Annotated in this window: 10 protein-coding genes; 1 reads left to right on the plus strand and 9 read right to left on the minus strand. The window is 70.8% G+C overall.

Features of this window, described 5'->3' with window-relative positions:
* Positions 1-199 precede the first annotated feature (199 nt).
* The 6 genes from AB0950_RS24745 to AB0950_RS24770 all read right to left on the minus strand — a co-directional run bounded on the left by AB0950_RS24745 (position 200) and on the right by AB0950_RS24770 (position 7,256).
* Positions 200-1,969 carry an IucA/IucC family siderophore biosynthesis protein gene (locus tag AB0950_RS24745; protein WP_366779414.1) on the minus strand — a complete coding sequence of 590 codons (1,770 nt, stop codon included), beginning with the start codon at positions 1,967-1,969 and terminating at the stop codon, positions 200-202.
* Positions 1,966-2,511, minus strand: a complete 546-nt coding sequence (locus tag AB0950_RS24750; RefSeq protein WP_360145108.1) for a GNAT family N-acetyltransferase — start codon at positions 2,509-2,511, stop codon at positions 1,966-1,968. Before AB0950_RS24750 ends, AB0950_RS24745 begins: the two co-directional genes overlap by 4 nt.
* Positions 2,508-3,785 (minus strand): lysine N(6)-hydroxylase/L-ornithine N(5)-oxygenase family protein, encoded by a 1,278-nt coding sequence (locus tag AB0950_RS24755; RefSeq protein WP_366779415.1) that lies wholly within the window; start codon positions 3,783-3,785, stop codon positions 2,508-2,510. Before AB0950_RS24755 ends, AB0950_RS24750 begins: the two co-directional genes overlap by 4 nt.
* Positions 3,769-5,211 (minus strand): lysine decarboxylase DesA, encoded by a 1,443-nt coding sequence (gene desA / locus AB0950_RS24760; RefSeq protein ID WP_366779416.1) that lies wholly within the window; start codon positions 5,209-5,211, stop codon positions 3,769-3,771. Before desA ends, AB0950_RS24755 begins: the two co-directional genes overlap by 17 nt.
* Positions 5,212-5,351: 140 nt before the next feature.
* The gene (locus tag AB0950_RS24765) at positions 5,352-6,173 is read right to left on the minus strand and encodes a siderophore-interacting protein (RefSeq protein ID WP_360145099.1); all 822 of its coding nucleotides are present in this window, start codon (positions 6,171-6,173) and stop codon (positions 5,352-5,354) included.
* Between the two features lie 36 nt (positions 6,174-6,209).
* The gene (locus tag AB0950_RS24770; protein WP_360145096.1) at positions 6,210-7,256 is read right to left on the minus strand and encodes an ABC transporter substrate-binding protein; all 1,047 of its coding nucleotides are present in this window, start codon (positions 7,254-7,256) and stop codon (positions 6,210-6,212) included.
* Positions 7,257-7,486: 230 nt separating this feature from the next.
* Here AB0950_RS24770 and AB0950_RS24775 point away from each other — a divergent pair, with 230 nt between their 5' ends.
* Positions 7,487-7,771 (plus strand): hypothetical protein, encoded by a 285-nt coding sequence (locus AB0950_RS24775; RefSeq protein ID WP_366779417.1) that lies wholly within the window; start codon positions 7,487-7,489, stop codon positions 7,769-7,771.
* A 42-nt stretch (positions 7,772-7,813) separates the two neighbouring features.
* Here the strand turns inward: AB0950_RS24775 and AB0950_RS24780 are convergent, their stop codons facing one another.
* From AB0950_RS24780 to AB0950_RS24790, 3 genes are read right to left on the minus strand one after another with little or no spacing between them, the layout of a single operon-like run.
* Positions 7,814-8,974 carry an acyl-CoA dehydrogenase family protein gene (locus tag AB0950_RS24780; protein WP_360572350.1) on the minus strand — a complete coding sequence of 387 codons (1,161 nt, stop codon included), beginning with the start codon at positions 8,972-8,974 and terminating at the stop codon, positions 7,814-7,816.
* A 5-nt stretch (positions 8,975-8,979) separates the two neighbouring features.
* Positions 8,980-9,918, minus strand: coding sequence for a hydroxymethylglutaryl-CoA lyase (locus AB0950_RS24785; RefSeq protein WP_360145510.1), 939 nt, complete (start codon positions 9,916-9,918; stop codon positions 8,980-8,982).
* Positions 9,919-9,935: 17 nt separating this feature from the next.
* The gene (locus AB0950_RS24790) at positions 9,936-11,948 is read right to left on the minus strand and encodes a biotin carboxylase N-terminal domain-containing protein (RefSeq protein ID WP_366779418.1); all 2,013 of its coding nucleotides are present in this window, start codon (positions 11,946-11,948) and stop codon (positions 9,936-9,938) included.
* Positions 11,949-11,952: the final 4 nt, after the last annotated feature.

Genomic DNA, 11,952 nt, shown 5'->3' on the forward strand with positions numbered 1-11,952 from the left:
CACCTGGAAATTCAAGGACCGCTCATAGTCCTAGGAAGCCTCGTAAGTGAATTGAGTCACGTGTCGCAGGTTAAACTACTCAATGCCTTTAATGAGGAAATAACGCGACTTTGCGGCAGAGTATGCCAAATCGGGCATTGAGGATTTATAGGCCGGGCATCCCGGTCGTTTCCGGGGTGCCCGGCCGTTCCTGAGCCCGTCAGAGACCGGCGATCGGGTTCTTCAGGGTGCCGACGAGCTGGAGCGCGCCCGAGGGATCGGCGAGGTCCACCATCTGCCGGTTGTCGCGCAGCTGGAGGCGGTTCAGGCAGGACAGGGCGAACTCCGGGACGAAGAGGTCGTACTGGCGGAACCGGTCGGCCAGTGCGGGGTTCGCGTCCTGGTACTCGCGGGTGACCTGCGCGACCGTGCGCCAGAAGGCCTCCTCTTCCATGATCCCCTCGGCGGCGAGCAGCGCGGCGAGGAAGCGGAAGAAGCAGTCGAAGACGTCCGTGAAGATCGACAGGAGCTTCTTGTCCTCCGGGACGTCGGCCCGGATCCGCCGCACCTCGGGCGGGAGCGCCGCGTCCGGGTCCATCACCGCGATCTCCTCGGCGATGTCCTTGTAGATCGCGCGCTGCACGGCGCCGTCCTTCAGCACCAGGATCACGTTCTCGCCGTGCGGCATGAACACCAGGTCGTAGGCGTAGAAGCTGTGCAGGAGGGGCGTGTAGTACGCCCCCAGGTACCGCCGCAGCCAGGCCGCCGGGGAAAGCCCGGACCGCTCGATCAGCGCGCCCGCGAAGGAGGCGCCCGTGTGGTCCACGTGCAGCAGCGAGGCCATGGTGGCGAGGGACTCGCCCTCCTGAAGGCCCGGCACCGGGCTCTCCCGCCACAGCGCGGCCAGCATCTTGCGGTACGGCGAGTACCGGTCGGTGGCCCGCTCGTACTCCAGATGCCGGTAGCCGACGGCCGCCCGCTCACGGATGATCGTCAGGCCCGTCGCCCTCAGCACCGGGTCGTTGTCGATCAGCCGGGCCAGCCAGTCGTTGATGGCCGGGGTGGCCTCCATGTACGCGGCGGACAGGCCCCGCATGAACCCCATGTTGAGCACGGACAGGGCCGTCTTCACATAGTGCTTCTCGGGGCGGGAGGCGTTGAAGAAGGTCCGGATGGACTGCTGGGCCAGGTACGCGTCCTCGCCCTCGCCGAGGCAGACCAGGTTCCGCCGGGCCACCTCGGCGGCGAAGGTGACGGAGAGCTTGTTCCACCACTGCCAGGGGTGGACCGGGACGAGGAGGTAGTCGGCGGGGTCCAGGCCCTGGCCGGTGAGGGCCGCCCGGAAGCGGGCCAGCGTCTCCTCGCCCAGCTCCCCGCGCAGGAAGGACGCGTACTCGATCCCTTCCCCCGCCGTGAACACGGCCCGCGAGCGGTGTGCGGCCAGCCACACCAGCCGGACGGGGCTCGCCGTCTCCGGGGCGTACGACAGGTACTCGTGGACGCCGAACCCGAGCCGCCCGTTGTTCGCGACGAAACAGGGGTGGCCCTCGGTCATCCCGGTCTCGACGGCCTGGAAGCCGCTGTCCGCCAGCTCCGCGGAGGTGACGCGGGGCTTGGTGAGCTTGTAGCAGGTGCCGGAGAGGGTGGAGGAGATCTCCTCCAGGTAGACCGGCAGGATCTCGTCGCTCAGGCCCAGCGACTCCTTCAGCTCGACGAAGAAGTCCAGGGCCGACAGGGGGAGGCCGGCGCCGTCGCGGTGCCGGGTGATCGACTCGGCGTCGACCTGCCAGTGGTCGAGGGCGCGGCGGACGGCCGAGAAGCGGTAGGACGTCAGCCCGTCGTCGCTGCGGACGACGTACCCCTCGCCCGTCTTCTCGGGTGTGATCAGGCGCTCGTGCGCGAACTCCGCGAGCGCCTTGCGTATCAGCAGCCGGTTGGCGGTCGCCCAGCGCTCGGGGGACAGATGCGCCACGGCGTCGGCGAGGCTCATACCGCCACCCCCGTAGCGGCGAGGAACCGCTCCCGCGTGCAGAAGCTCAGCAGCGCCCGCTTCTCCGGCTTGACGATCTCCCGCTCGGGCACGAACCCGACGGCCTCGTTCAGCGCGTGCACGGCCGTGTTGCGCACATCCGGCTCCACCACGACCCGCCGGACGGCCGGGTCCTCGAAGAGGTGGGCCAGCACCGCGGTGATCACGGACCTGGTGAAGCCGTGGACGGGGCTGTCGGTCGCCGGGGTGAGGAAGTGCATCCCGACATCGCCCGGCCGGGCCTCGTACAGCCCGGCCAGTTCCCGGTGCGCCGGGTCGTACCTCTCCATCAGGAACACCGGCTCCCCGTCGCGCAGCCCCAGCAGCGCGTGATGGTGCTCGTCCGCCGCGATCTCCCGGTAGGCCCGCTCGACGTCCTCCGGCGTGGCGTCCCGCATCATCCAGAAGACGGCCTTGGGATGGGTGACCCAGGAGTGCAGGAGCCCGGCGTCCTCCGACGGGTCGACGGGGCGGAAGGTGAAGGGCATGTGTGTGCTGGTCATACGGCGAAGTCCTGGAAGGCGATCGTCTTCTCGACCGGGTAGTACTCGGTGCCGAGCAGTTCGCGGATGATGTACGCGTTGCGGTAGGCGCCCATGCCCAGGTCGGGGCTGGTGACGCTGTGGGTGTGGACGCCGGCGTTCTGGAGGAAGACGCCGCGGCCGGTGACGTCGATGGCGTAGTTGCGGGCGACGTCGAAGCGGCCGTGGCCGTCGAAGCGCAGGCGGTCGCGGATCGGGGCGAGGAAGGCGGGGGGCTCGTAGCGGTAGCCGGTGGCCAGCAGCAGGCCCTCGGTACGGATCTCGAAGTCCTTGTCCTGCTCGTCCTGGTGGAAGCCGAGGGTGTAGCTGCCGTCCGCGTAAGTCGCCGTCCGCAGCGTGGAGTTGGTGAGCAGGCGGGTGCGCAGGGGGCCGGTGAGGTTCTTCTGGTAGAGCAGGTCGAAGATCGCGTCGATCAGCTCGGAGTTGATGCCCTTGAACAGGCCCTTCTGCTCCTTCTCCAGCCGGTAGCGGGTCTCCTCGGGCAGGGCGTGGAAGTAGTCGATGTAGTCCGGGGAGGTCATCTCCAGGGTGAGCTTGGTGTATTCGAGCGGGAAGAAGCGCGGGGAGCGGGTGACCCAGTCGAGCCGGTAGCCGTGGGCGTCGATCTCGGACAGCAGCTCGTGGTAGATCTCGGCCGCGCTCTGCCCGCTGCCGACGATCGTGATGGACTTCTTCGCCTGCAGCTCCGCCTTGCGGTGCATGTACTGCGAGGTGTGCAGGAAGTCGCCGCCCAGACCTTGGCAGGCCCGCGGGAGGTGGGGGGTCGTGCCCGTGCCCAGGACCAGGTGGCGGGCGCGGAACGTCTCACCGGCCTGCGTGCGCACGGCGTACAGCTCGTCCTCGTACGTCACCTCGGTGACCGTCGTGCCGAAGCGGACACTGCCGAGCTTGCCCGCGGCCCAGCGGCAGTAGTCGTCGTACTCGACCCGCAGCGGGTAGAAGTTCTCGCGGATGTAGAACGAGTACAGTCTGCCCTTGTCCTTCAGGTAGTTGAGGAAGGAGTACGGCGAGGTCGGGTCGGCGAGGGTGACCAGGTCGGACATGAACGGCGTCTGCAGGTGGGCGCCGTCGAGGAACATCCCGGCGTGCCACTCGAAGTCCGGCTTGGACTCCAGGAAGACGCCGTTCAGCCCGGCGATCGGTTCGGTGAGGCAGGCGAGGCCGAGGTTGAAGGGGCCGAGCCCGATCCCCACGAAGTCGTAGGTGCGGTCGGGGGCTTCAGGACGCGCGGTCAAGGGAGTCTCCCAGGTACTGCTCGGCGTGGCCGGCGATCAGATCGAGGACGGCGGCGATGTCGGCCGGTGTCGTCTCGGGGTTGAGCAGGGTGAACTTCAGGTACTGGCGGCCGCCGACCTCGGTGCCCGCGACCACGGCGGCGCCGGAGGCGAACAGGGCCTTGCGGGCGTGGAGGTTGGCGCGGTCGATCTCGGCCGGGTCGGTGACGGCCGCCGGGATGTAGCGGAAGACCAGGGTGGACAGGGCGGGCGCCACGACGACGTCGTACCGGGGGTCGGCGGCGAGCATCCGCCAGCCCTGCTGCGCCAGCTCGCAGACCTCGTCGAAGAGCCGCCCGACGCCGTCGGCGCCCATGACCCGCAGGGTGAGCCACAGTTTGAGGGCGTCGAAGCGGCGGGTGGTCTGCAGGGACTTGTCGACCTGGTTGGGGATGCGTTCGCGCACCATGCGGCGCGGGTTGAGGTACTCCGCGTGGTAGGTGGCGTGCCGCAGGGTGGCCGCGTCGCGCACCAGCACGGCCGAGGAACTCACCGGCTGGAAGAAGGACTTGTGGTAGTCGACGGTGACCGAGTCGGCGCGCTCGATGCCGGCGAGGAGGTGCCGCCGGGTGGGGGAGGCGAGCAGCCCGCAGCCGTAGGCGGCGTCGACGTGCAGCCACACGCCGTACTGGGCGCACAGTGCGGCGATCTCCGGGAGCGGGTCGATGGAGCCGAAGTCGGTGGTGCCGGCGGTGGCGACGACCGCCATGGGGACCAGCCCGTCGCGCCGGCAGCGTTCCAGCTCGCGGGCGAGGGCGACGGTGTGCATGCGCTTGTCGTGGTCGACGGGGACGGAGACCACGGACTCGGCGCTCAGGCCGAGCAGTTTCGCGGACTTCCTGACGCTGAAGTGGCTGGCTTCGGAGGCGAAGAGGCGCAGTTTCGCGAGGGAGTCGGTCTTGGACTCCTCGCGCGCCAGCAGCAGCGCCTGGAGGTTGGACTGGCTGCCGCCGGAGGTGAACACGCCGTCGGCGGCGGGCCCGAGGCCGATCCGGGCGGCCGTCCAGTCGATGAGCTTGCGCTCGATGAGGGTGCCGCCGGCCGACTGGTCCCAGGTGTCGAGGGAGGAGTTGACGGCGGAGAGCACGGCCTCGCCGAGCACCGCCGGGATGACGACGGGGCAGTTGAGGTGGGCCAGGTAGCGGGGGTGGTGGAAGTAGACGGCGTCGCGGAGGTAGACGTCCTGCAGTTCGTCCAGGGCTGCGGTGGTGTCGCCGAGCGGGCGGTCGAGGTCGACGGCGTCGAGCCGGGGGGAGAGGGCGTCGACGGTGACGCCGGTGAACGGACGGTCGGCGGCGGCGAGTTGGGCCGCCACCCGCTCGACTCCTTCGGTCACGGAGCTGCGGTAGTGCTCCGTGGTGAGGCCATTGAGCAGGTGCGAGCGCATGTGGGGGTCCTCCGAGGGGACGGTCCGTGCGGGGAAATGAACCGCTTCAACTTAGGTTAGCCTAACCTAACTTTTCTGGATCAAGACATGCCTCTGCCGTGACCGGCGTCACGCACAGGGGAGTTGCCCGGCGGGCGGAGTCACTCCGCCGCGCGCAGCTGCTCCTCGGTCATCCCCCGGCGCCAGTACCCGACGAAGGTGATCCGCCGCCGGTCCACCCCGCGCTCCTGCACGAAGTGCCGCCGCAGCGCCTTCACCTGCCCCGACTCGCCGGCGATCCACACGTACGGCCGCTCGGCGGCGGGGAGTTGCGCGGCCCGTACGGCGTCGACGGCCATGGGGGAGCCCTCGTGCCGTACGAGCCACGTGATCTGCGCGTCCGCCTCCGTGCGCACGTCCTGGATGTCACCGGCGTGCGGCACTTCCAGCCAGGCCCGGACGCGGGCGCCGGCCGGAAGGGACTCCAGGATCGCGGTCGCGGCCGGTACGGCGCTCTCGTCGCCCCACAGCACGACGAGGTCGGCGTCCTCGGGCGGACGGAACCGCACGGCGCGGTTGTCGGCGATCACCGGCCCGAGCAGCAGGACCCGGTCACCGGCAGTGGCACGGGAGGCCCAGCGGGAGGCGGGTCCCGCGGGGGTGTGCAGGACGAAGTCGATGTCCAGCTCGTCGGGGTCGCGCCGGAAGGACCGCAGCGTGTACGAACGCATCACGGCCCGTACGCCGTCGGGCAGTTCACGCCACGCCTGCCACCAGCCGTCCCCCAGATCCAGGGGTACGACAGGCTCCGGCTGGCCCGGATGCGGCAGGAACAGGGAGAGGGACTGGTCGCGCCCGAGGGAGTCGAAGGCGTGCAGATCGTCTCCGCCGAAGGTGACCCGGACGAGCGACGGCCCCAGCCGCCGGGTCCGTACAACGCGCAGAGAGAAGAAACGGAACGGAGCGGCTACGGCCGTCGTCATATGGGCTCCTGGAACAGGTGGGGGACTGCGGTGCGCCTAACTGACCTTCTTCGCCTTCTCCAGGGCCTCGGCCAGACTCGTCAGCAGCGGCACGCACTTGTCGTACGACAGAATCGGCTCCGGAGACCGGGCGATGACCTGCCCCGCCTTCACGGCAGGCAGCTTCTTCCACGTCGGCTTGGTGATGTCGGCCGGCTGGATCGCCGAGGACCGGTCGTCCATCATGATGATGTCGGCCTGGTACTTGTCGACGTTCTCCCAGCTCAGCGACTCGTACCAGCCGCCGCCCTGCTTCTTCGCGCTCTCCGGCGGCTCGACGAAGTTCACGCCGAGGGCCTTGAAGTACTCCAGGTCGATGGAGAGGTTCGTGCCGGAGACGTAGAAGAGCTGGTCGCCGGCGGATCCGGCCATCACCTTGATGCCGGGCCTGGCCTTGGCGGCGGCCCGCAGCCGGGCGGCGGCGGCCTCGAACCGCTTCTTCGCGTCGGTGACCTTCGCGGCCTTCATGTCCGCGCCGAGCGACGCGGCCAGCTCCCACATGCGCTGCAACGGCTGGGTGAGCTGCCGGTCGTAGACGGAGATGCCGATGCTGGGGGCCAGTGGGGCGATCTTCTTCTTGGACTCCTCGGGGACGTACCAGAGGGTGCCGGCGCCGTCGAACATCGTCGTGATGAGCACGTCGGGCGCGAGCGAGGCGTACTTCTCGATGTTGAACTGGCCCCAGGCGTTGCCGAGGACCGTCACCTTGCTGATGTCCATGTCGCCGGCCTGGACGTCGGCCTTGCCGTCCTTCGTCCGCGTCGGCCCGAAGACGCCCTTGACCTGGATGCCGTAGTCGTAGAGGGCGGCGCCGACGCCGGTGAAGGCGACGATGTTCGCCGGGACCTTGTCGAGCTTCACGGTCGTACCCCGGTCGTCCTTGAAGGACCAGGGGCCGGACGTGGAGCCGTTCGTCCCGTTTCCGGAGCCACTGCCTTTGCCCTTGTCGTCTCCGCAGGCGGCGAGCGCGGCGCCGAGTCCGAGGGCGCCGCCGGCGGCGAGGAGGCCGCGGCGGGTGAGGCGGGTGGCACGGGCATGGGGCATGGATACGACTGCTTTCGAACGGGGCGGAGCGCCCGCCGGACAGGTTCGAAGGTAGGTTAGCCTAACCTCAGTCGATGTCCAGGGGGGTGGGTGCGGGCTGCGTGGTTCGTCCGTTTCCTCCAGGCGGACGATTCCGGGTCATCTTCTGTCGCCCGGCCCGAACGTCCCTCGGCCGCATGGCCGTTCCGATCACATGGCGCTAACGGGAGCCGTCGGACGCGCAGGGATCCGTGTACGGCGCCGCGCTCCGGCGGGCCCTGCACACACCGGTCGCCGACGCCGTCGGCTCCAAGGCGGGCCAGGAGGCGCTGCGCCCCACTCCCGGTGCCCCCGGCGGCGGCCGCCCGCTGCGGCCCTCGATGGTCTACTGGGCCCACCGCGACTACCGGGGGTTCGACGGCCCGGCGCCCGGGGACGTCCACGGCGACGCGCTCGCCGCCGTGCGCCGGGCCGCCGTCGCCGTCCGCGTCCTGCTGAAAGCCGCGGCCCAGCGGCCCTACCACCACACGCCCTGATCACCGAGTCCCTCTGGGCAGGGCTGACCGCGGTGGGGTCGGCTAGCTCACCAGCCCCAGTTCCCTTGCGATGAGCATCCGCTGGACCTCGCTGGTGCCCTCGCCGATCTCCAGGATCTTGGAGTCGCGCCACATGCGGGCCACCGGGTACTCGTTCATGAAGCCGTAGCCGCCGTGGATCTGGGTGGCGTCGCGGGCGTTGTCCACGGCGACAGTGGAGGAGTACAGCTTGGCCAGCGCCGCCTCCTTCTTGAACGGCTCGCCGGCGACCAGGCGGCTGGCCGCGTCCCGCCAGGCCAGGCGGGCGGTGTGGGCCTTCATCTCCATGTCGGCGATCTTGAACTGGATGGCCTGGTTGGCGCCGATGGGGCGGCCGAAGGCGTGCCGCTCCTTGGCGTACTTCACCGACTCGTCCACACAGCCCTGCGCGAGACCGGTGGCGAGGGCCGCGATGGCGATCCGGCCCTCGTCGAGGATGCGCAGGAACTGGGCGTAGCCGCGGCCCTCCTCGCCGAGCAGGTTGGCCGCCGGGACCCGGACGTCCTGGAAGGACAGCTCCCGGGTGTCGGAGGCGTTCCAGCCGACCTTCGAATACGGCGCGGCGACCGTGAAGCCCGGGGTGCCGGACGGGACGATGATCGCCGAGATCAGCGGCCTGCCGTCCGGCTTGCGGCCGGTGACCGCCGTGACCGTCACCAGTCCGGTGATGTCCGTGCCGGAGTTGGTGATGAAGCACTTCGTGCCGTTGATCACCCACTCGTCCGTGTCCGGGTCCAGCCGGGCCGTCGTACGCGTGGCGCCCGCGTCGCTGCCGCCGTCCGGCTCCGTCAGGCCGAACGCGCCCAGGATCTCGCCGGCGCACAGCTTGGGCAGCCACCGGCGCTTCTGCTCCTCGGTGCCGAAGAGGTGGATCGGCATGGCGCCGAGCGAGACGCCCGCCTCCAGGGTGATCGCCACCGACGAGTCGACCCGCGCCAGTTCCTCCAGGGCGATGCCGAGCGCCAGATAGTCGCCGCCCATGCCGCCGTACTCCTCCGGGAACGGCAGCCCGAACAGGCCCATCCGGCCCATCTCGCGGACGATCTCGTACGGAAACTCGTGCCGCTCGTAGAAGTCGCCGATCTTCGGCGCCACGACATCGTGCGCGAACTCCTCCACCGTACGGCGGAGTTCCTCCAGCTCGGGGCTGAGACGGTGGTCCATGCTGATCACTGGTCCTTGTGGGGCTGTGTCGTTTTACCGAGGGCGCGGACGGTACGGGACGGGCTGGGCCGGTCCAGATGGGCGGCCATCCACACGCTGGTGGCGGTCAGACGGCCGAGGTCGACCCCGGTCTCGATGCCCAGGCCGTGCAGCATCCAGACGAGGTCCTCGGTGGCGAGGTTGCCGGTGGCGGACTTCGCGTACGGGCAGCCGCCGAGTCCTCCGGCGGAGGCGTCCACGGTGGTGACGCCGTGCTGGAGGGCGGCCAGGGTGTTGGCGAGCGCCTGGCCGTAGGTGTCGTGGAAGTGCACGCCGATCACGTTCGCCGGCACGCCCTTCTCGCCCAGGAGATTCAGCAGTGCGAGCACATGGCCGGGGGTGGCCACGCCGATGGTGTCGCCGAGGCTCAGCTCGTCGCAGCCCATGTCCCGCAGAGCCGTGCAGACCCGGGCCACCTGGTGCAGCGGGACCGGGCCCTCCCAGGGGTCGCCGAAGCACATCGACACATAGCCGCGCACCTGCACGCCCTGGTCCTTCGCCTGCCGCACCACCGGCTCGAACACGGCCAGCGACTCGTCCAGCGTGCGGTTGAGGTTGGCCTTGGCGAAGGACTCGGTGGCGCTGGCGAACACGGCGATCCGGTCGGCGCCGAGCGCCAGCGCCCGGTCCAGGCCGCGCCGGTTGGGCACCAGCACCGGCAGCGCCACCCCTTCGAGGTCGCGGACCTGCGGGAACAGCTGCTCGGCGTCGGCCAGTTGGGGCACCCACTTGGGGTGCACGAAGCTCGTCGCCTCGATGGTGGTCAGGCCCGCTCCGGCGAGCCGGCGGATGAACTCGGCCTTGATCTCGGTGGGGACGGTCCGCTGCTCGTTCTGCAGCCCGTCGCGCGCGCCGACCTCGTGGATCCGCACCCGCGCGGGCAGACCGGAGGCCGGGACGACCATGGGCAGTGCCTCGGCGGTCACCGGGTCACCTCCTCGAAGGGTGTGATCACGGCCAGCACCTGGTCCATGGCGACCGTCGTGCCCGGGGCGACGTCCAGCTCGGCGACCGTGCCGGCGTGCGGGGCGGAGATGACGTGCTCCATCTTCATCGCCTCCACCACCAGCAGGCTCTGGCCGGCCGTCACCTCGTCGCCCACGGCCACCTTGACCACGGTCACCGTGCCGGGCATGGGCGCGGTGAGGGAGTCGGCGCCCGCGTGCGCGGACCGGCTCAGGGAAGCGGCCACCGGGTCGTGGTCCCGCACCTGCCAGGCGTCGCCGTCGCGGCCGAGCCATGTGCCGTCCGGCGTGGCCGCGAAGGTGTGGGTGACGCCGTCCAGCAGGAAGGTGAACCGGTGCCCGGCACCGGGGAGCACGCCCGCGGAGCCCCGCAGCGGTGTGTCCGCACCGGGCAGCAGCAGTTCGGTGGCGCCGTCCGGGGTGCTGCGCACGCGCACGGTCACCGGCTCGTGCCCCGGCACCTGCAGAGGGTGCGGCGTCCAGGCGCGCGTCCCGCCCAGCCGCCAGCCGTCGGCGGCGGCGAACGGGTTCGCCCAGCCGGAGCCGCCGGAGGGCGTGAGCCGGGCCTGCCGCAGCAGCGCCGCCGCCGCGTACACCTCCGCCGGCACCCCGTCCGGCACGAGCCCGTCGACCTCGCGCTCCACCAGACCGGTGTCCAGGTCCCCCTGGACGACGGCCGGATGCGCGAGCAGCCGGCGCAGGAAGCCCGCGTTGGTCTGCACGCCCAGCGTCACCGTCTCCGCGAGGGCCGCCCGGAGCTTCCTGAGTGCCGTCTCCCGGTCGGGGCCGTAGGCGATCACCTTGGACAGCATCGGGTCGTACAGGCTGCCCACCTCGGTGCCCTCGCTGAGCCCGGAGTCGGTGCGCACGCCGTCGCCCTCGGGCTCCGCCAGCAGCAGGACCGTGCCGCCGGAGGGCAGGAAGCCGCGCGCGCCCTCTTTGACGGACACGGTCTCGGCGCAGACACGGGCCTCGACCGCGTGGCCGGTGAGGGTCACGTCCTCCTGCGTGAAGGCGAGCTTCTCCCCGGCGGCCACCCGCAGCTGCCACTCCACCAGGTCGAGGCCGGTGACGAGTTCCGTGACCGGGTGCTCCACCTGGAGACGGGTGTTCATCTCCATGAAGTAGTACGACGACGGGTCGCCGCCCGGCACGATGAACTCCACCGTGCCCGCGCCCCGGTACCCGCAGCTGCGGGCCGCCTGCACCGCCGCCTCGCCCATCGACGCGCGCGTGGCCTCGTCCAGCAGGACGCTGGGCGCCTCCTCGATGATCTTCTGGTGCCGCCGCTGGAGGGAGCACTCGCGCTCGCCGAGGTGGACGACGCCTCCGTGGCCGTCGGCCAGCACCTGGATCTCGATGTGCCGGGGCCGGTCGACCCACCGCTCCACCAGCAGCGTGTCGTCGCCGAAGGAGGCGCGGGCCTCGCGGCGGGCGGCGGCGATCTCCTCCTCCAGCACGCTCAGGTCCCGCACCAGCCGCATGCCCTTGCCGCCGCCGCCGGCCGACGGCTTCAGCAGCACCGGCGCCCCCAGCTCGCGGGCCGCCTCGGCCAGTTCCGGGTCCCGCCCGCCGGGCACGACCGGCACCCCGGCCGCCTTCACGGTCTCCTTGGCGCGGATCTTGTCACCCATGAGCGCGATCGCGTCCGCCGGCGGGCCGATGAACACCAGCCCCGCCTCCTCGCAGGCCCGCGCGAAGCCGGCGTTCTCGGCGAGGAAGCCATAGCCCGGGTGGACGGCCTGCGCGCCGGTGCGGGCGGCGGCGTCCAGCAGCCGCTCCACCGACAGATAGCTCTCGGCGGCCGGCGCCGGGCCGATCCGCACCGCCGTGTCGGCCTCCCGGACGTGCCGCGCGTCGGCGTCGGCGTCGGAGAAGACCGCCACCGAGCGCACGCCCAGCGAGCGGAGCGTACGGATGACGCGGACGGCGATCTCGCCCCGGTTGGCGACCAGCACTGTGTCGAACACGGTT

Source organism: Streptomyces sp. NPDC007189 (assembly GCF_040703635.1).
Lineage (GTDB): Bacteria > Actinomycetota > Actinomycetes > Streptomycetales > Streptomycetaceae > Streptomyces.